Origin of the sequence: Pontixanthobacter sp., assembly GCF_049682855.1 — a bacterium.
Taxonomy (GTDB): Bacteria; Pseudomonadota; Alphaproteobacteria; order Sphingomonadales; family Sphingomonadaceae; genus Pontixanthobacter.
The window spans coordinates 90569-114111 of sequence record NZ_JBAUIK010000010.1 but is presented as its reverse complement, the minus strand read 5'-3'; the positions used below and the strand labels follow the sequence as shown (position 1 = coordinate 114111).

25 protein-coding genes and 1 other RNA gene are annotated in these 23543 nt (G+C 57.3%); 16 read left to right on the top strand and 10 right to left on the bottom strand.

What is annotated here, in order from left to right:
- Window positions 1–53: 53 nt before the first annotated feature.
- Window positions 54–284 carry a hypothetical protein gene (locus WA922_RS07715; RefSeq protein WP_424771117.1) on the top strand — a complete coding sequence of 77 codons (231 nt, stop codon included), beginning with the start codon at window positions 54–56 and terminating at the stop codon, window positions 282–284.
- A gap of 30 nt (window positions 285–314) precedes the next feature.
- Window positions 315–443 (top strand): hypothetical protein, encoded by a 129-nt coding sequence (locus tag WA922_RS07710; RefSeq protein ID WP_424771116.1) that lies wholly within the window; start codon window positions 315–317, stop codon window positions 441–443.
- Window positions 444–781: 338 nt separating this feature from the next.
- Here the strand turns inward: WA922_RS07710 and ssrA are convergent.
- Window positions 782–1144: a transfer-messenger RNA gene (gene ssrA / locus WA922_RS07705) on the bottom strand.
- A gap of 52 nt (window positions 1145–1196) precedes the next feature.
- Window positions 1197–1619, bottom strand: a complete 423-nt coding sequence (gene mscL / locus WA922_RS07700) for a large conductance mechanosensitive channel protein MscL (protein ID WP_424771115.1) — start codon at window positions 1617–1619, stop codon at window positions 1197–1199.
- A 170-nt stretch (window positions 1620–1789) separates the two neighbouring features.
- Between mscL and WA922_RS07695 the strand changes: the two genes are divergently transcribed.
- Genes WA922_RS07695 through WA922_RS07675 form a run of 5 tightly spaced genes read left to right on the top strand, consistent with a single transcriptional unit; the run spans window position 1790 to window position 5295 of the window.
- Window positions 1790–2395: a LemA family protein gene (locus tag WA922_RS07695; protein WP_424771114.1), complete on the top strand. Its 606-nt coding sequence runs from the start codon at window positions 1790–1792 to the stop codon at window positions 2393–2395.
- Between the two features lie 7 nt (window positions 2396–2402).
- Window positions 2403–3257 carry a TPM domain-containing protein gene (locus WA922_RS07690; RefSeq protein WP_424771113.1) on the top strand — a complete coding sequence of 285 codons (855 nt, stop codon included), beginning with the start codon at window positions 2403–2405 and terminating at the stop codon, window positions 3255–3257.
- A gap of 10 nt (window positions 3258–3267) precedes the next feature.
- Window positions 3268–3951 carry a TPM domain-containing protein gene (locus WA922_RS07685; RefSeq protein WP_424771112.1) on the top strand — a complete coding sequence of 228 codons (684 nt, stop codon included), beginning with the start codon at window positions 3268–3270 and terminating at the stop codon, window positions 3949–3951.
- An 11-nt stretch (window positions 3952–3962) separates the two neighbouring features.
- Complete coding sequence (locus WA922_RS07680) at window positions 3963–4520, top strand: NUDIX hydrolase (RefSeq protein WP_424771111.1); 558 nt, start codon at window positions 3963–3965, stop codon at window positions 4518–4520.
- Window positions 4513–5295, top strand: a complete 783-nt coding sequence (locus WA922_RS07675; protein ID WP_424771110.1) for an SDR family oxidoreductase — start codon at window positions 4513–4515, stop codon at window positions 5293–5295. The genes WA922_RS07680 and WA922_RS07675 overlap by 8 nt, the downstream gene beginning before the upstream one ends.
- A 55-nt stretch (window positions 5296–5350) precedes the next feature.
- Here WA922_RS07675 and WA922_RS07670 read toward each other — a convergent pair whose 3' ends face one another.
- Both WA922_RS07670 and WA922_RS07665 read right to left on the bottom strand, forming a co-directional pair.
- On the bottom strand, window positions 5351–5566 hold the full coding sequence (locus WA922_RS07670; protein WP_424771109.1) for a PspC domain-containing protein: 216 nt from the start codon (window positions 5564–5566) through the stop codon (window positions 5351–5353).
- A gap of 329 nt (window positions 5567–5895) precedes the next feature.
- The gene (locus WA922_RS07665; RefSeq protein WP_424771108.1) at window positions 5896–6024 is read right to left on the bottom strand and encodes a hypothetical protein; all 129 of its coding nucleotides are present in this window, start codon (window positions 6022–6024) and stop codon (window positions 5896–5898) included.
- 227 nt (window positions 6025–6251) lie between these two features.
- Between WA922_RS07665 and recF the strand changes: the two genes are divergently transcribed.
- Window positions 6252–7337 carry a DNA replication/repair protein RecF gene (gene recF, locus WA922_RS07660; RefSeq protein WP_424771107.1) on the top strand — a complete coding sequence of 362 codons (1086 nt, stop codon included), beginning with the start codon at window positions 6252–6254 and terminating at the stop codon, window positions 7335–7337.
- Here recF and WA922_RS07655 read toward each other — a convergent pair.
- The gene (locus WA922_RS07655) at window positions 7334–8041 is read right to left on the bottom strand and encodes an arylesterase (RefSeq protein WP_424771106.1); all 708 of its coding nucleotides are present in this window, start codon (window positions 8039–8041) and stop codon (window positions 7334–7336) included. The two genes, recF and WA922_RS07655, sit on opposite strands and share 4 nt — an antisense overlap.
- A 47-nt stretch (window positions 8042–8088) precedes the next feature.
- Here WA922_RS07655 and WA922_RS07650 point away from each other — a divergent pair, with 47 nt between their 5' ends.
- Window positions 8089–8790, top strand: a complete 702-nt coding sequence (locus tag WA922_RS07650; RefSeq protein ID WP_424771105.1) for an ABC transporter ATP-binding protein — start codon at window positions 8089–8091, stop codon at window positions 8788–8790.
- Complete coding sequence (locus tag WA922_RS07645) at window positions 8787–11309, top strand: ABC transporter permease (protein WP_424771104.1); 2523 nt, start codon at window positions 8787–8789, stop codon at window positions 11307–11309. The genes WA922_RS07650 and WA922_RS07645 overlap by 4 nt, the downstream gene beginning before the upstream one ends.
- Window positions 11310–11321: 12 nt before the next feature.
- On the opposite strand, the gene WA922_RS07640 is transcribed toward WA922_RS07645, so the two are convergent.
- Window positions 11322–12173: a hypothetical protein gene (locus WA922_RS07640; protein ID WP_424771103.1), complete on the bottom strand. Its 852-nt coding sequence runs from the start codon at window positions 12171–12173 to the stop codon at window positions 11322–11324.
- 130 nt (window positions 12174–12303) lie between these two features.
- Window positions 12304–14904, bottom strand: a complete 2601-nt coding sequence (locus WA922_RS07635) for a TonB-dependent receptor (protein WP_424771102.1) — start codon at window positions 14902–14904, stop codon at window positions 12304–12306.
- Window positions 14905–15166: 262 nt separating this feature from the next.
- Between WA922_RS07635 and typA the strand changes: the two genes are divergently transcribed.
- Window positions 15167–17002, top strand: coding sequence for a translational GTPase TypA (gene typA, locus WA922_RS07630; protein ID WP_424771101.1), 1836 nt, complete (start codon window positions 15167–15169; stop codon window positions 17000–17002).
- Window positions 17003–17069: 67 nt separating this feature from the next.
- Here typA and WA922_RS07625 read toward each other — a convergent pair whose 3' ends face one another.
- On the bottom strand, window positions 17070–17855 hold the full coding sequence (locus tag WA922_RS07625; RefSeq protein WP_424771100.1) for an SDR family NAD(P)-dependent oxidoreductase: 786 nt from the start codon (window positions 17853–17855) through the stop codon (window positions 17070–17072).
- A 42-nt stretch (window positions 17856–17897) separates the two neighbouring features.
- Here WA922_RS07625 and WA922_RS07620 point away from each other — a divergent pair, with 42 nt between their 5' ends.
- Window positions 17898–18032, top strand: coding sequence for a hypothetical protein (locus WA922_RS07620; protein WP_424771099.1), 135 nt, complete (start codon window positions 17898–17900; stop codon window positions 18030–18032).
- Window positions 18033–18137: 105 nt separating this feature from the next.
- Here WA922_RS07620 and WA922_RS07615 read toward each other — a convergent pair whose 3' ends face one another.
- Both WA922_RS07615 and WA922_RS07610 read right to left on the bottom strand, forming a co-directional pair.
- The gene (locus WA922_RS07615) at window positions 18138–18857 is read right to left on the bottom strand and encodes a cytochrome c biogenesis CcdA family protein (RefSeq protein ID WP_424771098.1); all 720 of its coding nucleotides are present in this window, start codon (window positions 18855–18857) and stop codon (window positions 18138–18140) included.
- 29 nt (window positions 18858–18886) lie between these two features.
- The gene (locus tag WA922_RS07610) at window positions 18887–19276 is read right to left on the bottom strand and encodes a thioredoxin family protein (protein ID WP_424771097.1); all 390 of its coding nucleotides are present in this window, start codon (window positions 19274–19276) and stop codon (window positions 18887–18889) included.
- A 198-nt stretch (window positions 19277–19474) separates the two neighbouring features.
- Here WA922_RS07610 and WA922_RS07605 point away from each other — a divergent pair, with 198 nt between their 5' ends.
- The 4 genes from WA922_RS07605 (at window position 19475) to WA922_RS07590 (ending at window position 23542) form a co-directional block, all read left to right on the top strand.
- On the top strand, window positions 19475–20872 hold the full coding sequence (locus WA922_RS07605; RefSeq protein ID WP_424771096.1) for an ATP-binding protein: 1398 nt from the start codon (window positions 19475–19477) through the stop codon (window positions 20870–20872).
- 72 nt (window positions 20873–20944) lie between these two features.
- The gene (putP, locus tag WA922_RS07600; RefSeq protein WP_424771095.1) at window positions 20945–22414 is read left to right on the top strand and encodes a sodium/proline symporter PutP; all 1470 of its coding nucleotides are present in this window, start codon (window positions 20945–20947) and stop codon (window positions 22412–22414) included.
- A gap of 2 nt (window positions 22415–22416) precedes the next feature.
- A complete protein-coding gene (locus WA922_RS07595; RefSeq protein WP_424771094.1) occupies window positions 22417–22785 on the top strand; it encodes a VOC family protein in 369 nt (122 codons plus the stop codon).
- An 85-nt stretch (window positions 22786–22870) separates the two neighbouring features.
- Window positions 22871–23542 (top strand): extensin family protein, encoded by a 672-nt coding sequence (locus WA922_RS07590; protein WP_424771093.1) that lies wholly within the window; start codon window positions 22871–22873, stop codon window positions 23540–23542.
- Window position 23543: the final 1 nt, after the last annotated feature.

The window sequence follows — 23543 nt, the reverse complement described above, 5'->3', positions numbered from 1 at the left end:
TCCTGGCCGCTCAGAAACGGTTTTGACGGGCATAGGTTAGGGAAGAGACGCGCATGTTACACAAGATCAGTAGGCTGTTTGTCATCAAGACGAAGCTGGAAGCCTATTTGATTATCTATGCGCTGGCGCTGGGCTCCACCGCTCGCGGTGCACAATATCTCGCCGATTTCCCCGGCTGGGGCGGCAGACTGCTGTTCCTCGCAACGACCGGAGCGGTGTTTCTGGCCGGTGCCAAGATACTCGATTGCTTGCGCTTGGAACGCGATCAGGAAGAGGCCGGCTAACCGGCGAACGCCCGTAATATACCGGCTGCTATGTACTCGGCGCGTTCCGGTCCGCATTTGCTGACCACAAGAGCTTTTCTGAAATCCGGCGGGCAGTACCAGACCGCTGCCGATGGCGGCGTAAACACAATTGAGCATGGCCGCGATGAGGACCAGTAAAACCGCAGCGAGCGCGGGGAACTGTTGACGCGCTGGCCGGTACATTGCCATGCGCACGGTGTTTTTGCTGGCTCCCGCGCGCCACCCATGCGCGGCATTTCTGCAGGAAATTGGGGTTCTGTTGCTAGGCCGCCCACGTTCTTTTCATCGGGGGGATGAACGCCGTAATATATTCACGCATCGTTCTCTTAATCGGGGAAAAATGAGGGGGGTTCTGTTGCTAGGCCCCCCACGTTCTTTTCATCGGGGGGATGAACGCCGTAATATGTTCACGCATCGTTCTCTCAATCGGGGAAAAATGAGGGGGGTTCTGTTGCTAGGCCCCCCCTCGGGCCCCCGGAATCCGCTTCTGTTGCCCGGTGGGTCCAACCGCGCTTAGGCTTTGTAATGTCCGGCCGTTAGGCCATCAAATTACGCTGCGAGAGCGAGTGCTTCGTTATCGTTTGCACTTATAAAAATGAGCTTTGGCGGGAATTCTCAACCCGGGCAAAAACAATGCTTTTCGGCACACGTCGATCCTAGTTCGGCCCCATCAGGAACGGCCCACACTCTTATCAATCAAGAGCGTCTGCCGCTTTTGGTGGAGCCGCCGGGTACTGCCCCCGGGTCCGTTATGCTTATTGCACACTGCAATTTATCGCCATAGCCAGCAAAAAGCCGGCACCAACCTATATAGTCGATCCCGGCTTAATGTGAAGTGTATCCCGCAATCAGCGGAACAGGAGGGCGTTGAGGCCCCGATTTATCAGCCTGTTACTTTTTCAAAGCGTCGCGAATTTCGGTCAGCAATTCGATCTCGGTCGGGCCCGCTGGCGCCTCTTCTGCGGCGGGTTTCTCATATTTCGCCTGAATCTTGTTCACGTAGCGGACCAGCATGAAGATGACGAAGGCGAGGATGACGAAGTTTATGATCGATGTAACGAAAGCGCCATAGGCCAATACGTTGGCGCCCGCTTCGCGCGCGGCCTCCAATGACATGCCAGCCTCCACGTCGCCGCTCAACACGATATATTGGCTGCTGAAGTCGACATCGCCAACCACCATGCCTACCAGTGGCATAATCACATCAGCGGTGAGCGATGCGACAATAACGCCGAATGCGCCAGCGATTATGACCGCAACGGCCAGTTCCATAACATTGCCCTTGGCAATAAAGTCCTTAAATTCTGCGAGCATTATGCGCCCCCCATCTTGGTTGTGAAGGCGGCGCCCATGCCATTAAATCACCGCAGTGCCAACCGCCCATGCTATCTTGAAACACAAGTTTACCGTGCTATCTTGGTAATACAGGTGGAATGCGCGACTATTCCGGGCGCCGCTACAGATATTTTGGGGAGCTACGACACATGAAATTGACCTTTATCCCGCGCGCTGCGCTGGCTGCTGCTGCTGCGATGACACTGTCTGCGTGCGGCATTAATTCGGTTCCGACTGCTGAGGAAAACGCCAAAGCCAAATGGGCTGATGTGGAGGCCCAGTTCCAGCGCCGTGCCAATCTGATCCCCAATCTGGCGGAAATCGTCCAGGGCGCGTCCGAAAATGAGCGGACAATTCTGACCCAGGTGACAGAAGCACGCGCCAAAGCGACCAGTATTAATGTTTCAGCTGATGATCTGGGCAATCCCGACAAAATGGCTGAACTTGCCGCGGCGCAGGGGCAGATGAGCCAGGGGATCGGGCGCTTGCTCGCAAGTTTTGAAGCCTATCCCAATATCCAGTCCAACCAGAATTACCTGTCATTCCAGAGCCAGTTTGAAGGCACCGAAAACCGGATTGCAGTGGCTTTGCGCGATTACAACGAAGCGGTTCGCCATTATAACACAACCATCCGCACATTTCCCGATACAATCGGCGCGAATTTGATCCACGGCGCGGAACCGCTGGTCCCCTATTCGGCTGTGACCGAAGGCGCTGAAGCGGCCCCTGTCCTTGATATGACTTCGGGTAGCTAATCCGCCGATGAACGCATTACACCGTATTGCCGCTGTCCTCGTGCTGAGTGCAGGACTGCTTTTCGGGCAGCCCGCATTGGCGCAAGACTTCCCTGCTCTGTCTGGGCGCGTGGTCGATGCGGCGGATATCATTCCTGATGATCAGGAAGCGGCGCTGACGGCCAAACTGCAAGCATTGGAAACGCAGTCGCAGCGGCAATTGGTCATTGCCACCATTCCCGATTTGCAGGGCTATGACATTGCCGATTACGGATATCAGCTGGGCCGTGAATGGGGCATTGGGGATAAGGAGCGCAATGATGGCGCGCTGATTATCGTGGCGCCCAATGACCGCAAGACCCGGATTGAAGCGGGGTACGGGCTTGAAGGCATCATCACCGATGGCCTGTCATCGGTTATTATCAACCAGCAAATGGTCCCGCGTTTTCGCGAAGGCGATTATGCGGGCGGCATTACAGCGGCGACCGACAGCATCATCGAACAATTGACGTTACCCCCTGATGAAGCCCGCGCAGTGGCTGCTGAGGCAGTTCAGGAACCGCAACGCAGCAGCGGCGGGGGAATTGATTTTCCGACAATCATTTTCCTCGCATTTTTTCTCTTGTTCATCATCCTGCCTATGCTGCGCGGGGCGAGCGGCAAGAAATATCGCGGCAAAGGCGGGCGGCGCGGCAATGGTACTCTGACCGGCAGCGGCGTTGGCGATATTATCCTGTGGGAAGTTGGTAGCGCGGTTCTGCGCGGTGCAGCGGGCGGCGGAAGTTCCGGCGGCGGCTGGGGCGGTGGAGGCGGCCTCGGCGGCGGCGGTTTCTCTGGTGGGGGCGGCAGTTTTGGCGGCGGCGGTGCCTCGGGTGGCTGGTAGGAGACAGGCTATGGCACGTAAATCATACCTCGACGCGCGGTCACATGAAATCGTCACTAACGCTGTGGCAACCGCAGAATTGCAGACATCGGGCGAAATCGTCACCGTTCTGGCCGACCGGTCGGATGGATATACTGACATCGCCTTGGCGTGGAGCGCCCTCGCCGCATTTCTGGCGCTGACATTCTGCGTGACGTTTCCTGACCTACTGCTCGATAGCTATGCCGGGCTTCACGGCGGGTGGAACACTGACTGGACCCCGCGCGAGATATTCTCGATGGCGGCAGGCGCAGCGATATTCTGGTTCCTGGCGGTCTGGCTGCTGCAACTGTCCGATACGATCCGGTTCGCGCTCGTCCCCGGCAAAGTCAAGACGCTGCGCGTCCATGCCCGCGCGGTGGCGCATTTCAAGGTCGGCGCGGAAAAGCGCACGCATGGCCGCACCGGGATTATGATCTACCTGTCCATGCAGGAACACCGCGCAGAAATCGTCGCCGATGAACCCATCGCCAACAAAGTCCCGGCGGAGGTTTGGGGTGATGCTATGGCCGATATGCTGTCGGAAATCAGGCAGGGCAAAATCGCCGAGGGTATGGCCGCTGGTGTCCGCGATGTGGGGGAGGTTCTCTCCGAACATTTCCCCCGCGCACATGATGACCAAAACGAATTGCCTGACCGGTTGATAGAGGTCTAAGCACCTTTTCCATGAGTGATACAGACCCCGATGCCGCCCTGCCCGAACAGATCATGTGGCAAGGTAGGTTCATCACCGCCAAACGGCGCGGCCGGTGGGAATATGCCGGTCGTGCCCGCAATATCCGCGCCGCGGCGATTATCGCCATAGATGATGGACATGTTCTGCTGGTCGAACAATACCGCATCCCCTTGGGCAAACGCAGTCTGGAAATTCCCGCCGGTCTGATTGGTGATGATGATGGCGGCGCAAACGATACCCCGGAAACGGCCGCGATGCGCGAGCTGGAGGAAGAAACCGGCTATAAAGCTGCTCGGATGGACAATCTGGGCGAATATTATTCCAGCCCGGGCATGGTCAGCGAAAGTTTCACTCTGCTGCGCGCGCATGGGCTGTCCAAGGTTGGCGAAGGCGGCGGATTGCCGGGTGAGAATATCACCGTCCACCGCGTCAAGCTTAGTGATTTACGACAATTTGTTGCCGATTGGCGCGCCAGCGGCCATGCGGTTGATGTGCGTCTGGCCATATTGATGGCGGAGCATCTGATGGGAGATAGTGGCAATGGTTGATCGCGTTAAGGGCAAACTCGCTCTCGTAACTGGTGCGGCACAGGGGCTTGGCGCGGCCCATTCTATGCTCCTCGCTCAGGAGGGCGCACGTGTTTTGTGCAGCGATCTGAACGGCGAAGGGGCTGAAGAAACCGCCAAGGGGATCAATGATGCGCTGGGCGCTGGCACCGCGTTTTCCATCCAGCATGACGTTACCGACCCTGTATCATGGGAGGCTGCCATTGACAGCGCCCGTGATAATCTGGGCGGGCTGAGCGTACTGGTCAATAATGCCGGTATTGGTGTCGCCGGGAATATCGAAACATGCGATTTTGCCGATTGGCAACGCTGCTTCTCGGTTAATGTCGATTCGATCTTTCACGGCTGTCAGAAAGCTTTGCCTCTGATGCGTGACCATGCGCCCGGGTCAATCATCAATATCAGTTCTATCGCGGGCCTGATCGCCAGTGATACAATGCCCGCCTATAATGCGTCCAAAGCAGCAGTATGGATGCTCAGCAAATCCATCGCGCTTCACTGCGCAAAAAAGAATATGAATATTCGCAGCAATTCGGTGCATCCCACCTTTGTTGATACACCGATTTTGGACGGCACGGCGAGGCATGCGGGGCTGGATAAACACGTATTGCTGGATAAGCTTGCCCGTCAAATTCCGCTGAAATTTGTCGGTGAGCCCAACGATATCGCCAATGCTGTGCTGTATCTGGCGAGCGATGAAAGCCGGTTCATGACCGGCGCCGAGCTCAAACTCGATGGCGGCATTTCGGCGATGTAGCGGATATAGTCTGGGGCATTTCACCGCTGGCTGACGGTCCCGATTAAGACAGCCGTCAGTCGGCGATTAATCCAATTCCGGCGTAGATAAGAGCAGCCGTGCCAACACTGGCCAGCGCGCCGATCACAAAGCCGATCCGGATGAACACCGGGTCGATGCCGGTCGAGTTTGAAATTCCTGAACATACACCCCAGATTTTGGCGTTGGCGCGGTCCAGCCGGAAACCCTTGGATGGCGAACCGCCTGCATTTTTATGTTCCAACTGGCTCATGCGAAAACTCCGGAGAAATTATGTGTGGCTGGGACGATAGCAGCGGCAAGTAACACAGCCGATATCGCGAGTGATGCAGCAGCGGCGACGGCGCGGTTGCTCAATTCATTCAGGGTAATCATGTTTTGGTCTTTCAAATACGGATTTTGATGCAAGCGATCAGACAACGATAGGGAGCAGGACGCCCTGGTTCGCCGGAGTGATAGCTGCGGCAAAGATGATGAATGAGAATGCTACCGAGCTGATCGCTGCGACGGCTTGGCCAGAGATGTTTTGAAGTGCTTGCATGGTAATGTCCTTAGATTTGAATGGGTGTGAAACTGTCTGATTTATGCAACCAGCGGCAGGATGGCGCCCTGATTGGCCGGCATGATTGCGGCGGCGAATATCACCACCGAAAGGGCCAGTGAGCTAACGGCTGCAACGACGCGGCTGGAGATGGTGTTGAGATTGTTCATTGGTGGTTCCCTCTTCTTAATGGTTAGTGTGGTGGATCATTCCGCCATGCCATTCACTTTGCAGACAGCGTGCCAGTTTTGAGAAATCTTGGAATTCTGGGATTTTCCGGATTTTACACCGTGATAGTTAGATTAACAAATACTGAATATTGGTATTTTATACCAATGTTTGGTTTACTCAATTCAAGTGGCGCCGCCGCCGCTCTACAGCTACTGGCTGTGACGATATGGTATTGGATCACATCACTCTTTCCACGTTCCGCAATCACGCTGACAGCCGGCTGGATGGAACCTGCCAGTTCAATCTGCTGGTGGGCGATAATGGTGCGGGCAAAACCAATATAATGGAGGCTCTGTCGCTCTTTGCACCTGGACGCGGGTTACGGCGGGCATCGTTGACAGAGATGGCCGGCCAATATGGCGACGGCGGCTTCACCGTTGGTGCGTCGCTCATCGCGGACACCGGCCAGGACGCTGTCAGACTCGGCACCTATATCAATGCGGCCAGGCCAGGGCGGCGATTGGTGCGCGTGAATGGCAGCGATGCCAGCGCGGTCAGTTTGGGGGAATGGCTTGCCATCGGCTGGCTTACGCCGGCGATGGACCGTTTATTCACTGACAGCGCAGGTGCAAGACGCCGCTTTGTCGATCGGATGGTACTCGCCATTGACCCCTCCCACGCACGCGCAGCTGCGCGCTACGAAGCCTCCCTGCGTGAACGCAACCGACTGCTTGGCGACGAGCGGGAGCCCGAGCCCGCTTGGCTGGACGGGGTGGAAGCGCATCTGGCCGAGTATGGCGCGGCACTGTCTGCAGGGCGAGCGCGGCTCATCTCTGCACTGATGCAGGAATTGGCTACACTGCCCGAAGAACCCTTTGCTCGCCCTGCCCTGTCTTACAAGGCTGGCGGGCCGTTGTTACAGGCCGATTTGGCGGAGGCTTTGCAACAGAACCGCCGGAAAGACCGCGCGGCCTCACGTACGCTGATCGGCCCGCACCGCGATGAGCTGGGCGTTCATATGGCGGGCAAAAGCGCGCCCGCCGCGCTGTGCTCAACTGGCGAGCAGAAGGCGATGCTCATCGCGATTATTCTGGCCCATTCGCAGCTTGCCACACGCGGACGCCCTAATGTGCTGCTGCTGGACGAGGTTGCCGCGCATCTTGACCCGATCCGCCGTGATGCCCTGTTTGACCGGCTACGCGGCAGCGGCGCACAAGTGTGGCTGACAGGCACAGAGCTGGCACCCTTTGCCGCAATTCAGGGCGACGCGGCGATCTGGCGGATTGATGGCGGAGAAGCCATGCGGATTTAGTCTTCAGGCAAAGCCGCCGTCACCGCATCCACTGTCGCGCCGACCAGCGTCTCGATCCCCTGCTCTGTCGGATGGATCCGGTCAGACTGGATCATCTCTGGCTTGTCGTAAATCGACTCCAGAAAAAACGGCACGAGCTGCGCGCCATATTCTTCTGCCAGCGCCGGATAGAGCCCGTCAAACTGCGCCTGGAATTCTGGGCCGTAATTGGGCGGTGCGCGCATGCCCATCAGCAGCACTGGGATGCCGCGCTTTTGCAGCTCATCCAGCATCGCCGCGAGGTTTGCGCGGGTTTGATCCGGTTGGATGCCGCGCAGCAGATCATTCCCGCCCAGTTCCAGAATAAACAGCTCCGGCTTTTCTTGTTGCGTATCAAGAGTGAACGCCAATCGCTGCAATCCAGCCGCCGTCGTGTCACCGGAAACCCCGGCGCCGGTGACACGCGCATTGATGCCCTGCGCGCGCATCGCGGCTTCCAGCTTGGCAGGGTAACTGTCTGTCTGCGCCACATTATACCCGGCAAACAGGCTGTTTCCAAAGGCGAGAATGCGCCGCTCCGGCCCCATCACGGGCTGCTGCAGAGCGGCCTGCGCAGCGGCATCCTCGCGCGCCGTGTCGGGTGCTGTCGCAGGCTCACCGCCGCATGCGGTCAGCAATGCGGCACTCATCAGGGCGGGAACTATCGACAAACGGCTGTGTTTCATATGCGAGCCTCCTTGCTCGGCCCCCTTACCTATGCGATTGGTTTTTGGTGACAAGTCCTAACTCTATTTCTGCCCGCAATCTGACGCTTACCTATGATCCGGAGAATACGCCGGTCACTGTCTTGCGCGGAATTGATCTCGACGTCGCCACTGGCGAAGTGATTGCGCTGCTCGGCCCATCGGGTTCGGGCAAAAGCTCACTCATGGCTGTACTCAGCGGACTGGAGCGCGCCACCGGCGGATCGCTATCGGTTGCAGGACAAGACTTCATGGCGCTGGATGAAGATGGGCTGGCGCAGGCGCGGCGCGGCAAGATCGGGATCGTGCTGCAGGCATTTCACTTGTTGCCGACAATGACCGCGCTCGAAAATGTCGCCACCCCGATGGAACTCGCTGGCGCAGAGGATGCGACCGAACGGGCCAAGGCGGAATTGGAAGCGGTTGGCCTTGGCCACCGGCTGGGCCATTACCCGACGCAGCTATCAGGAGGCGAGCAGCAGCGCGTGGCGATCGCGCGCGCGATTGCCCCTGGCCCAGCCCTGATTTTCGCCGATGAGCCGACCGGCAATCTTGATGGTGCGACCGGTCATGACATTATCGATCTGCTCTTCGCCCGCCGCGCAGAAACCGGCGCGACATTGCTGGTTATTACGCATGATGTGGAATTGGCGCAGCGATGCGACCGGGTTGTGACCATTGGCGACGGCCTGATTGCGAAAGACACAGCCAAAGATATTCAGCCAGCGTGAGCGGCTCGATTCCCTGGTCAACCGCCTGGCGCATCGCCCGGCGCGATTTGAACGGCCGCTTCAAGGGGCTGCGCCTGCTATTGGTATGTCTGTTTCTTGGGACCGGTGCCCTCGCCGCAATCGGTACGTTGACAGGCGCTATCGAGCAGGAGCTGGAAGGGCGCGGGCAAGAATTGCTTGGCGGCGATCTGGAAATTGAAATCTGGCAGCGCGATCTTTCCGCAGAGGAAAAGAACGCATTGGCCGGATATGGCGAAATTTCCGGAGGTACCCGTTTGCAGGCGATGGCCAGCACCCCGGAAAATGCGGCGCCTGTGGAACTGAAAGCCGTTGATGACAAGTGGCCGCTTTACGGCAGATTCACTCTTATTGACGGCAGCGAATCCTCCGCTCCTTCGGGCAATGATGCGTGGCTGGCGCAGGGCGCGATTGACCGGCTCGGTATCGAAGTGGGTGACAGTTTCACCGTCGGCACTGCCACATTGCGCGCGGCGGGCATTATCGGCAACGAGCCGGACCGGCTGAGCGAAGGCTTTCAGCTTGGCCCGACTGTCCTGGTTGCGGCCGATATTCCGGCGCGGGCGGGACTGGTCGAGCCCGGATCGCTGTATGAGAGCAAATACCGCATCGCCTTTGATGATGCCGCGCGCGATCCCGGTGATGTGGAAGAGGAAATCGAGGCTCGCTTCCCCAATGCTGGTTTCGATTATCGCAGCCGCGACCGCGCCAGCCCCGGCGCGGACCGCTTCGTATCGCGGATGGGAGAATTTCTGACCCTGGTCGGTCTGGCCGCTCTCGTGATCGCGGGTATCGGCATTGGCGGGGGCGTGTCGTCCTATCTCGAGGCGCGCCGCGCGAGCATTGCCACGCTGAAGGTTTTAGGCGCATCGAGCCGGGATATTGCGCGCATATATGCGTTGCAAATCGGTGCCGCAGCCTTGGCGGGCAGTCTGCTCGGCCTGCTTGCGGGTATATTGGTCACCCCGGCGCTTGCCGCGGCATTGGACGGGTTGTTGCCCGTTAATACCGGTTTTGTGTTTGAACCGGCTGCGCTGCTGGTCGCAGCCGCTTATGGATTGCTGGTCGCGCTGATATTTGCCGCGACACCTGTTCTGCGCGCACGGCGTTTTCCGGCAATGGCACTGATGCGGGCGCGGATTGTACCGCTCACGAAAGACGGTACGGCGCTTGGATGGGTCATGGGCGGTCTTGCGGCCATTATCGCGCTCGCTTTGCTGACGGCCAACCAGCCGCTGCTGTCTGGTGGTTTCCTGGCCGGCGCTGCTGTCGTGCTTGGTCTGCTGGCCTTGCTCGGTGTGGGTATCCGCAAATTAGCGGGGGCGGTCCCGCGCCCGGCCAATCCGCTGATCCGCAATGCTCTTGCCAATCTGCACCGGCCCGGCGCATCGACCGGGGCACTGGTAACGGCGCTCGGTTTCGGGCTGAGTGCATTCGTCTTGCTCGCCGCGATCCAAAGCAGCATCAATGGCAATATTGACAGCCGCGTACCGAACCAGGCACCGGATTATTTCGTGCTGGATATCCCGCGCGGCAAATCGGCAGACTTTAACGCCCTGGTACAGGCCGATCACCCTGAAGCGGTGATCCGCAAGGTCCCCACTCTGCGCGGTGCAATCCTCGCATATGGGCCCCCCGATGCCATGATCCGCGTGTCAGAACTGGACGACATCCCCGATGGTGCCTGGCCGCTGCGCGGGGAACGCGGTCTGACCTATTCGGGCATGCTGCCTGCGGGCAACTCGCTGATCGAAGGTGAGTGGTGGGATGCAGATCATTCCGGTGATCCGCTTGTATCGGTCGATGAAGAATTTGCCGAAGCGATTGATCTGGAAATCGGTGATCAGCTGACCATTGGTATTCTGGGTGTGGAAAAAACCGCGACTGTGGCCAATTTCCGTCGGATCGATTGGGAGAATATGGGCTTCAATTTCGTTCTTGTGTTCTCGGAAAATGCAATCGCAGATGCGCCGCATAATCTCACCGCCACCATTGACTTGCCATCAGGCGCGGCCACCGGGCCGCTGCTGCGCCAACTGGTGCAGAACTTCCCCTCCAGCTCGGTTATTGAAATCGGGCAGGTGCTTACCGAAGCACGGACGATTTTGAGCCAGGTGGGCCTGGCCACATTCGCCGCCGCATCGGTTGCTGTACTGGCAGGACTTGCCGTGTTGATCGGGGCGATTGCCGCTGCCCGCGCCTCGCGCACCTATGATACAGTCGTGATGCGCGTGCTTGGTGCCAGCAGACGGCAGGTTCTGATTATGCAATTGGCCGAGTATGGATTACTCGCAGTGACGTTAGCCATCGTCGCGCTGGGGCTCGGCAGCGGGCTGGCATGGCTGGTCATCACGCAATTGTTCGAATTTGACTGGCTACCCAATTGGGGCGAGATACTGGCCGTGCTCGGCGGCGGGCTGACCTTCGTTCTGATATTCGCGCTGGCCGGTTCGATCCCGTTATTAAGAGCGAAACCGGCACAGGCGCTCAGAACGCTTTAGGATCAGGACCGATTATTCAAACGTACGGCCCAGTCTCGCAGTGTCGCTATCGGTTAATTCAGAATGCAAGACAGAAAACAACGCAGAACCTGCCACTGACAGCACAATCATTACGAACACAAACACAAGTGTCAGAGAAACGATCACGGCAGGATTAGACATTGTTTCAGTGACCGTCATGTCGCTGAAGGATCCCCAAAACACTGCCAAAATCATGCCAACCAGCACAATCGCAAACAGTGAATACACCACCAGAGCGATGAAAATTTTGAAAGCGTTGCCGGCGGTCAGCTGCCATGTTCGCGCAATCACGCCTACGGGGTTCGACACTCCGTCGACCGCGATTACGGGTGCAAGCAAACTCAGGCGGCAGGCCAGATATAGCAGGGCCGGCAGGAGTATGATCACCCCCAAGATAGTTCCTGCGTCGCCCAGAAACGCCAGAATGCCGACGAGCAGTCCCAGAGCAACGGAGACGATCAGATAGCCGATCATCAGGAGAATATACACGCATAGCAATGACAGCCCCCCGCGAAACCCCCTGGATAGGGTGATTCCAAATTCAGGTTGCAATAATGGCGAGGCCGCAGCGCTCATGGAAACGGACTGTGCGGCGTAGATATAGAAATAGGCTACATAAAAAATAACCATCACCGCAATGGTGGCAGCGCCCAGGCCGCCCATACCGGCCGCACTATCCGTCATGCCCCCTACCATTGCAGAAACGCCGGTAAATGCGCCGACCAGCATTAGCCCGGCGAGCTGGAAGATGACGAAGAGCAGCCATAATGCCAACAGCCTGAAAAAACGGCCTCTGATCATGTCAATCGTGACCGATAAAACTCTCGGGATATTAAGCCCCATACTGTCTGTCCCTTAGAAATTTTCAGATTGCCGAAGCACCATACCCAACCCTCCGCAGATGGCCAGATGACACCGCGAAAAAGGGGCCACCTCTCGGCAGCCCCTTCTCGTAATCATCGCGGTAAATCGCTTAGAACTTGAAGCGGACCGTACCACCATAAGTGCGCGGTGCGTTGGGATAACCGGAAATTGATTGGCCCTGAGCAACTGATGGGAAGATGGTCGTAATAACACGATCGTCAAACAGGTTACGCGCCCAAACCGAGAATTCCAGACCATTGTCCAACGCATATGTCGCCGAGGCGTTTACATTATTTGTTGCACGGGTGAAGTTTCTCGCTGCCGCACGTGCCGGTTCAAAGTTCTGTGAACCATCAGCATTTGTACCGATGAAATTAGTTAAACCATTCAAGATTTGAACCTCTGACTCATATGCATAATCCGCACGCAGAATGATCCGGTCAAAGTTGGACAGCTCTTTGTTCCATGTGGCACCGAAATTTGCACTGAGCGGAGCCACGCCAGCCACAAACACACCAGACAGATCACCGACCGGTGAGCCAACAAAGCTATCATATTTAGCATCGAGATATGTTGCTGCGAGAGATAGCGTCAGCGAATCAGTCGGTCTCACAAAACCGTCAAACTCAATCCCAAAGGTCTCCTGCTTTCCTGCATTTGACAGGACGAAGCTCGAACCGACAAAGGTATTGGCTTGGAAGTCATCAATATTCTGCTGGAATACAGTCAAATTAGCGCCTGCGAGACCCCAATTCCCTTTGATACCTACTTCATACACAGTCGATTGCTCGGGCAATGCGAAACGGGTTCCGGCGACGAGGTTGGGCGTACCCAAATTTTGTGCCAAGATTGAAGTCAAATCGGCAGGCAGTGGCCGACTGTCGCGTGAAAGGTTCCAAGAACTCGCTTTGAAGCCCGTTGCATAGCTAGCATACACATTGACCGTATCACTCAATTCATAGGCCGCCCGCGCAATATACGTGACATCATCGTCGTTCGAACGTCCATCTTCCACCGCATTTGGAATATTCAAGATTTGCGGCAAGAACTGAAAAGCACGCAAACCATCGAATGGGTTCGCGCTGGAACCGTCTGCCAATACGATGGTAGGGTTTGCGGCCAAGAAAGCGGCTGTTGCAGGATCGACCCCTGCGCCTTGCAACAACAATTGACGGGACCCCGCGAATTGCGGCGCGTCAAGATCTATCAAAGAAAACGGTTCGGTTGCCACACCATTGGAAACGACCCGTTTTTTATCCTTCGTGTAGTTTGCGCCCAAAGTGACAGTCAAACGATCGGTCAACTCGAGGTCGACTTGACCGAACAACGAATATGCTTCGTTGTTTTGGGTAAATTCGCTTTCAAATCCAGTGCCGACAGCGAAGAAAGTATTGTTATCCGCACCCAGCAACAATTCAAGAGCGTTAACATTCAACGCTCCTCCGGTTGCGCCTTGGATTAACAGGTCGGCAAACGGACGGAACCCAGGACCAAATCTGATCTGGTCAGCCGTTTCCAAACTCTCGTCAAAATAATATCCGCCGACCAAGAAGTTGAAAAAGCCGTCAAAGTCGCTTGCAATGCGAAGCTCCTGCGTGAAAGTCTGAATCTCGGACTGGCCGATATTTGCGCCGCTGGTAATATCGGCACTGGTGAAATCGACATCCTGATCTGCCCGAATGCTTGTATCGCGATAGGCGGTGATTGATGTCAGTGATAGCGCGCCAAAATCATAATCGATCTGGCCAGAAACGCCCCAATTTTTCACCTTATTGAACGGATCAACATCAGAAAATACTGTGCTGAATCGGTCATCAAAATCGTTTACTTGGCCGCCGATCTGCTGAATGACGAATGTTTCTATAGACTGCTGGAGATTGGCAACAGCACAGCATGATTCATCGATTTCATCGTAGTCCGCAATCAAGCGGACACTCAGATCATCATTTGGCTCGAACAACAACTGACCGCGCGTGAACCAGCGGTTCCGGTCGTTGAGGTCATCTCCGTTGAAGCCATTCGTTATGAAGCCGTCCCGACGGTTATAGCCACCTGCAATGCTTGCAGCGATAGTGTCAGTAAGTGGTCCGGTAACGTAACCCTTGGCTACGAAAGCGTCGTAATTACCATAGGAAGCCTCAAGACTGCCTTCGAAATCAAACGATGGCGCAGAGCTAACCAGCGAAATAACCCCTGCGCTGGCATTTTTGCCGAACAATGTCGACTGCGGGCCGCGCAAGACTTCAACGCGTTCTAGGTTAGGTAGATCAGAAATCTGTGAGATTGCGCGACTACGATAAACTCCATCGACGAAAACCGCTACTGATGGCTCAAGCCCCAGATTGTTTCCGTCAGTTCCAAAGCCGCGAACCGCAAAACTGGTTGCAAATGCGCTCTGCAAGGTTTGAACGCGAAGAGACGGGACAACTGACTGCAGATCGTTGATGTCACGGATCTGTGCCTGCTCGATAGTTGCCGCGCTAGTCACGGAGACAGCCACTGGCGTTTCCTGAAGTGTTTGGGCTCGCTTGGTAGCGGTCACAATGATAACATTGTCGTCAAACCCGCTATCATCTTCTTCCAGCACCTCGTCTTCGGTGCCATCGGCGTCTTGCGCCAGAACAGCGGACGGGGCGGTCAAACCTGCTGCGGCGACGCCAGCGAACAATGTTGCACGCACAGCTTTGCTGTCAAACACGGTGAATTTCATAGACTATCCTCTACCTTACGAACCGTTCTCGCGCAGTTCGCCTCTGTCTGCCGAATAGGTATGCAACGCCGTAAGGACAAGCATAATGCGCCATGCCCCGGTGGATTCCACCATTTGTTGCGCGTTGGACACAGTGCGGATCAGCCAGAATTGCCGAATCCGGCGCCCTGACAAGCCTTGCTCTTGCCGCCCCTCTGGGCTAGGGCGCGCGCGATATTGCACCGCACAACAATGCAGTGCCTTTAACCGAAAGCACCATATAATGTCCGCTAACCAGCGTAACGTGGCGATCATCGCGCACGTCGATCACGGCAAGACCACTCTTGTTGACCAGCTTTTCCGCCAATCCGGCACGTTCCGCGACAATCAGCGGGTGGATGAACGCGCAATGGATTCCAACGATCTGGAAAAAGAGCGGGGCATCACCATTCTGGCGAAATGTACCTCGGTGGAGTATGGCGATGGTGAGGATGCCCGGCGGATCAACATTGTCGACACGCCGGGGCACGCCGATTTCGGCGGCGAAGTGGAGCGTATCCTGTCGATGGTGGACGGCGTAATCCTGCTGGTGGACAGCAGCGAAGGCGCGATGCCGCAAACCAAATTTGTGACCGGCAAGGCGCTCGCGCTGGGTCTGAAACCAATCGTAGTCGTGAACAAGATTGACCGCCCGGATGGCCGCCCGGTTGAAGTATTGGACGAGGTATTTGACCTGTTCGTTTCGCTTGAGGCAAATGACGAGCAGCTCGATTTTCCTGTCCTGTATGCCTCGGGCCGTGACGGCTATGCGAGCGAAGACATCAACGCCCGCGAAGGCGATCTTACGCCCTTGTTTGAGAAGATCGTCGATCACGTGCCTCCTCCGCAAGCCGATGTGGACGCGCCGTTCAAATTTCTGGTGACGTTGCTCGACCGCGACAATTTCCTCGGCCGCGTCCTCACAGGAAAAGTCCAGTCAGGCACGATCAAGGTCAATTCGCCGATCCACGCTCTCGACGCAGAAGGCAAAGTGATCGAAACGGGCCGTGCATCCAAGCTGATGTCATTTGAAGGTCTGGAGCGTGTCCCGGTCGACGAGGCCAAAGCGGGCGATATCATCTCTCTTGCGGGTCTCGCCGTCGCCACCGTATCCAACACGATCTGCGACCCAAGCGTCACCGAACCGCTGCAAGCACAGCCGATCGATCCGCCGACATTGTCGATGCGCTTTGCGGTGAATGACAGCCCGCTGGCCGGGCGTGAAGGCTCCAAAGTCACCTCGCGCATGATCCGTGACCGTCTGGCGCGCGAGGCAGAAAGCAACGTTGCGATCAAAGTGACCGAATCCTCTGACAAGGACAGCTTCGAGGTTGCCGGCCGCGGTGAGCTGCAACTGGGCGTGCTGATTGAAACGATGCGCCGCGAAGGGTTTGAACTGGGCATCAGCCGCCCGCGTGTGCTGTTTGGCGAGGATGAAAATGGCAAGCGTACCGAGCCGTACGAAACAGTGGTTATCGATGTGGATGACGAATATTCAGGCACCGTGGTGGAGAAGCTGGCGATGCGTAAGGGCGAAATGACCGATATGCGGCCATCGGGCGGCGGCAAGACCCGCATAACTTTCAGCGCCCCGTCGCGCGGCTTGATCGGTTACCACGGTGAGTTTCTGACCGATACGCGCGGTACCGGGATCATGAACCGGCTGTTCGAAAAATACGGGCCGTATAAAGGCAAGATCGAAGGCCGCCAGAACGGTGTGTTGATCAGCCGTGAAAATGGCGAAGCCGTCAGCTATGCTCTCAACATGTTGGAAGAACGCGGCATCCTGTTCGTGAAGCCCAAGGAAAAGCTGTATGAGGGCATGATTATCGGCGAGAATGCCAAGCCCGAGGACATGGAAGTGAACCCCATGAAATCCAAGCAGCTGACCAACTTCCGTTCCACTGGCAAAGATGATGCGATCCGCCTGACCCCCCCGACATTGATGACGCTGGAGCAGGCTATCGCCTATATCGACAATGACGAGATGGTTGAAGTGACACCGGAAAATATTCGCTTGCGCAAGGCGACACTTGATCCCAACGAGCGCAAGAAAGAGAAGAAAAGACTGGAAGACTGATGGCTTGGCGGGAGGGGTCCTGCCGCCGTTACCGCGTCGCCGGTTCTGGCCCAGCCAGAGCTGCGGATCAGCCGCCGATCGCCATCATGTTCGGCTGTCCGTTGGACGCGTTTGTACCGCCGTCCACTGCTAGGTTCACACCGGTCACAAACCCAGCGTCCTGACTGGCCAGAAACGCAACGGGCCCGGCAATGTCTTCCGGTTCGCCAATCCGGCCAAGCGGAATGCGGTTGTGAAAAGCATCCATCATCGCGTCCTGGTCCAGCATTCCGGCGCTCATGTCCGACCGTGTGATAGTGGGTAGCACGGCATTCACCCGAATACCCTGCGAGCCGAGCTGCAATGCAAGACTGCGGGTCAGGTTGCTCACCGCACCCTTGGATGCATTGTAGATCGGCAATACCCAGTCTCCGCCCACACCAGACACACTCGAGACATTGATGATTGATCCCTTGGTTTTCGCCAATTCGGGGATTGCGGCGCGGCAAAGATACAGAACACCCTTCACATTTATGTTGAGCGTGCTGTCGATATCCTCGTCGCTTGCATCAACCAGCTGACCGAATGCGGCCACGCCCGCATTATTGACCAGAACATCGAGGCTTCCGAATGTTTCGACCGTTTTTGTCACGATCTTTCCGGCAAAATCGGCGTCGCTCACATCCCCTTCGACGATCAGCGTACGCGCGGCATCAAAATCGGCTGCGACCTTTTCCAGGTCGTCACGGTTGCGCGAATTGAGTACGACATTGGCACCTTCAGACGCGAAGCGGCGGGCAATACCCTCGCCGATGCCACCGGAGGAGCCTGTCACGATTACAGTTTTGTCGCCAAAGCGGGAAAGCGTTTCCATGAATATGCCCTTGTTTAATTTGGATATGCGGATGCAGGATTAATGCGCGACTTGCAGGACAGTTCCGCTGCGGCTGGCGCGCTCAGCCAGCAGCTATCTTCTCCTGTCCCCATTATCAGGCTGGCTGAACCCGTGCGCGGTGGGACCGGCAAGCAGACCGGCAAAACCTTGCCGTGAAGCGGCCATGTACAGGGCCTTTGGCGGGGCGATGAAAACAGACAGAATTCATGATTTCTATACAGCGAGCAGGTGCGTGGCGGCGCTTGATCAAGGCTTCACAGCCTAGAACCGCGTCGTAAAGGCGATCAGCCAGTCGGGCAGTATATTCAGCAAGACAATTTCAATTGCTTTGTCAAAGCCGGTTAGGACCAGCGCGCCCACCAACGGCAGTGACACACCAAAAATCGGCTTGGCGTAGCGGGAAATGGATTGCATGGTCTTGCTTCGCTCGCCCAAGGCTTTACGCGATCCATATGCGAATAGCAGGATGGATGTCGCGACACCCAGGCCGAATGTGAAAAAGGTGAAAAATGCAGATGCGAGGTTCTCACCCTGACTGGCCGCAGCGATCGCAACGCCCAGGGTCGGGCCAACGCATGGGGCCCAGACAAGGCCGAGCAAAGCGCCAATCATATATTGGCCCAGCATCCCTTCTTGGTTCACATTGCCAAGTGCTCTGTTGCCCGCATTGGTGAGCGGTACGGCCGCTGCACTCAGCGCGGCCTGAGCGCGCGGTACCAGCAGCAACAGGCCGGCGAGCAGTAACAAGCCTCCGGCGAATATCCGTACCGACTGCTCATTAATGCCCAGAGAGAAACCGAACGCAATCACGATAAAACCGAATATCGTGAACGCGGTCACCATGCCCGCCGCCAACGCAGCCGGACCAAATGCGCCCTTCCCCAATGCAGAAGCTATCAGAATCGGGATAAGCGGCAACACGCACGGGTTCAGGATTGTCACCAATCCTGCGATATACGCCAGAAACGTGCTGCCGATCATTACCGTATCCTTGCCTGATTACGCGGCAGTCAGATCGCGCTCAGGACGACGCCGCGCAGACGTTTACGATTGGTTTCTGCAATCGAGCGCGCGGTTTCTTTTTTGCCTTGGAACACCACAATGGTCGATTGGCGCGGAATATTGTTTGCGCGCAAGAATGATTTGTCGCTGTCAAAATCGACTTTGAAGAAAACCACGTCTTTCAACCGGCTGTCCGCCCGCAGCTCGTTCAGGATCGGTTGCTGCGCTTTACACGTCGGGCACCACGCGGCGTGCACGTCAACCAGAATAGTCTTGCCCGCGGATTGTGCGCGGGCGAAGCTCATGTCGGTGTAATTCGTCCAAGGCGGTGCGGCGGCCACGGGCGTCAAAGCGAACAGCGCCGCAAACGCAGCGATGAGTGAAAGCAGTTTTTTCATAAAATTTCCCCAAGGAAAGTGAACAATCCAGATGCGTATACTTCACGCATTCGTCGCCGGCACCGGCAAGGTTACACCCGGCCCAAATAGATGTTCACTAACGGTCAGCTGCTTAAAAATACGGGGCAATGCCTAATCCGCTCCCGAGCCTGATTTAAGCACACGGCACTATTGAAAGCTCCCCAGCAGGAGTGACGCATGCCAAGCAATGAACCCCCACAGCCCCAGCCTGCCCCGTTGGAGCCCGTGCACCGTACACGGCCGCGCGCCAGCTTGCCTCTGCCCTTCCCCGCCGCCCAGTTTGACGCATCGCCCATCCCGGTGCCGTGCACGCGGTGCGGGGCATCGCAAAACGGCGGATCGCGCAGCGGCGAACCGGATGCCGATCATGATGCGGACCGGATCAATGCTCGCTGGGCACGACATGTGGCGGAAATCAGCCATGAATTGCGCACACCGCTGGCAGGCATCACCGGATTTGCCGCCTTGCTGGAGGGGCCCGATTTAACAGAGGAACAGCACCAACTGGTCAACCGGATCAATGAATGCAGCAAAACGATGCTTGATCTTGTGAATGATGTTCTGGATGAAGCAATGGCGCAAAGCGGCGATGTACGGATTGCCGATCGGCCGTTCTCGCCCGCACGGCTGGCCCGCGATTGCACGTCACTGGTCGCTGCGGCAAACGAGGGTGCGGCAGTTTCGATCGGCTGCCATATTGGTTCCGGCGTACCGAATACCGCGCGCGGGGACAGGCAGCGCATCGGCCAGATTCTCGTCAACCTGATCGCCAATGCAGCCGCCGCCTCTGACCAGGGTGCAGTCGAACTGGTCGTGCGGCACCGGGGCAGCCGGAACAGTCCAAAATTGCTGTGGAGCATTCTCGACAATGGCAGCGGCCTGTCAACCGAGGAGCGATCACGGCTCTTCCTGCCTTTCGAACGCGGCGCTGGCCGCACAGCAAAGGGCGGCAAAGGTCTGGGCCTTTCCATATCGCAAAAGCTGGCCGAAAAAATGGGCGGCCGCATAACAGTGCGCAGCACGATCGGGCGCGGTTCGATCTTCACTTTCCATCAGCCTTTGGCCCGCCCAGCCCCTGCTAAGGTGCCGATATCGGGCCTAAGCAGCCTGCACTTGCCGCGCATCCTGCTCGTCCAGCGCAGCCAAAGCCAACGGATGATCAGCGAGGCCGTTCTGCAAGCCTTCGGCTTTCAGTTTGATTGCATAGATACCCCCGGGCAGTTCATCACGGCGCTGCGTTCTACCGAACATAGCGCACGGCCCTATATCGCGGCGCTGGTCGATGTTGATGATGATGCAGATGCCGCCCTGCATGTCATCCGCACCATCAGATCGGCGGGTCTTTCCCAGACTGTACTGCCAGTTTACGCGCTGTCGGGAGCCGCATCACCCGGCCTTAAGGATGGTTGCCTCGAGGCCGGCTTCCAGGACATGCTGCCCAAACCCTTCACTCATGAAGCCTTCGCCGGACTGGCCCGTGTGCTGATCACGCCTGCTCTCGCGGAGCCGGGGCGTCAACCACGCGGTCTGGCTGGCTATACCGATCCTGGCAGAAACCGGTCCGCAACCGGCTAGGCGCCGGACGGATCGAAGATAAATATTCAGCGGTTGTGGCCAGCCCCGCGAACAGCTGTTACGCGGGCGATCATGGAAACAGAAACGCTTATTTCGCTCGCCGCATATTTTCTTCTGATGATTGGCATTGGTGTATATGCGTGGCGCAAATCGACTTCGGATAGCGCCGGATATCTGCTCGCAGGGCGCAATCTGCATCCCGCAGTCGCTGCCTTATCGGCGGGCGCTTCTGATATGTCAGGCTGGCTGCTGCTTGGCCTGCCGGGCGCATTATACGCCGCTGGCCTGGTAGAGGCATGGATCGGCATCGGGCTGTTTGTGGGCGCTCTGGTCAATTGGTGGGTCGTCGCCCCGCGTCTGCGCAAACAGACCGAAGAATTGGGCAATGCGCTCACCATTCCGCAATTTCTGGCGAACCGCTTTCCCGAACGCGCGACGGCATTGCGCGTTACCGCAGCGATTATCATCGTCGCGTTCTTTGCAGTGTACACGGCTGCTGGCCTGGTTGGCGGCGGGAAATTGTTTGAAACCAGTTTTGCCAATCTGTTCGGGGATGTGACCATGAGCGATTACATGCTCGGTATCTGGATCACGGCGGGGGTCGTGTTGGCTTACACGATGGTGGGCGGGTTTCTCGCCGTTAGCCTCACCGATTTCGTTCAGGGATGCATCATGGTGGTCGCGCTGGTGCTGATGCCGCTGGTGGTGATCTGGGGCGGGACCGATCTGGGTGCAGCCGCTGCCGCCGCTGCACAGGCTGGCAATCCCGATTACCTAAACCTGTTTACCGGTTTGACGCTGATCGGCTTCCTAAGCGCAGTCACCTGGGGTCTGGGATATTTTGGGCAGCCGCATATTATCGTGCGGTTTATGGCGGTACGCAGCGTCGAGGAGGTATCCACCGCGCGCAATATCGCCATGAGCTGGATGGGCGTCGCGCTGCTGGGCGCCATCGGTGTCGGGATTGCGGGCCGTGCCTATGCTGAACAGAACGGCATCATCGTGGAGGACCCCGAAACGATCTTCATCATTTTGGCCAACCTGCTGTTCAACCCGCTCATTACCGGGTTCCTGTTGGCTGCGCTGCTGGCCGCGATCATGAGTACGATAAGCTCGCAATTGCTGGTTGCGTCATCATCGCTGACTGAAGATTTCTACCGGCTGTTCCTGCGCAAAACCGCTAGTGAACGCGAGACAGTGAATGTTGGGCGCATCAGCGTGCTGCTTGTCGCGCTGCTCGCGGTGATCATCGCCAGCGATCCTGACAGCCAGGTGCTCGGCCTAGTGTCCAACGCATGGGCGGGGTTTGGGGCGGCGTTTGGCCCGCTCATCATCCTCTCACTGACATGGGACAAAATGACCGGTAATGGCGCGGTGGCGGGCCTGGTCACAGGGGCAGTGACAGTTATCGCCTGGATCTCGCTGGGCTGGAATAGTACGTTTATGGGCGGGCCCGGCCTGTATGAAATCATCCCTGGCTTCATCGCCGCCTGGATAGCGATTGTTGCGGTGAGCCAGATCACGAAACCTGCAGAGGCGTAGACGTGGCAAAAATAACCGGGCTGGGCGGCGTCTTCTATGTTGTGAAAGACCCCGCTGCCACCCGGGCATGGTACCGTGAAAAGCTGGGGCTTGACGGTGACTATGGGCCGCAGATCAGCTGGTCGGAAGAGACCGGTGAGCAGCCCTATTCGCTGATCAGCCATTTCAGGGATGCGGACTATCTAAAGCCTGGCAATACCCACTTCATGATCAATCTGCGCGTCGATGATCTCGATGGCTTTCTCGCAGTGCTGAAAAGCCGTGATGTCGACGTGCTTGGCGTTGTGGATGAAGGATATGGCAAATTCGCATGGATACTCGACCCTGACGGCGTGAAGATCGAATTGTGGCAACAGGTTGAAACGGCTTGAGGCCAGGATCTGGCCTGCGGCTTTAACGCGCTGCTAACCAAACCAGTTCGGGGCGGGTTAACCCTGTCATGCCAATATTGGCGGCATGGTCAAACAAGTGGCAGCTTTGGGATTGGGATTGGCGCTAAGCGCGTGCAGCCTTGTGCCTGCTAGCCTGGGCGGCGGTGAGCCAGCCAAAGTGCGCGCTGCATCCTCTGCGCCGGTCGCCATATCGGCCGGGGCTCGGCAATGCCTAAGCCAGCTCGGCAAAACCGGATCACGCTTTTCCGCAATGCCCGATCGCTATTACAGCGCAGGCTGCTCGGCCATCAACGCGGTCACTATAGCGCAACTGCGCGGCGACACCGCCAATTTCGAACTTGCCAATATCGGCCCGGTGACGTGTCCGACCGCCAATGCCTTTGCAGCATGGGCCCGTTACGGCGTGGACCGCGCTGCGCGGCACATCCTTGGCAGCGCACTTTCACGGATTGAAACAATGGGCAGTTACAACTGCCGCAATATTGCGGGATCAAGCAAACGCTCCGCCCATTCCCGGGCCGAGGCGATTGATATTGCCGCCTTTGTTCTGGCCGATGGCCGCCGGATTTCGCTGGCAAGTGGCTGGAATAATGGCAGCGCGGCGGAACGCAGATTTCTGCGGGTTGTACACAGCAGCGCGTGCAAACGCTTTGGCACGGTATTGGGGCCGGATTACAATGCGGCACACCGCGATCATCTTCATCTCGAACAGGGGAATGGCAGCTTCTGCCGGTAAC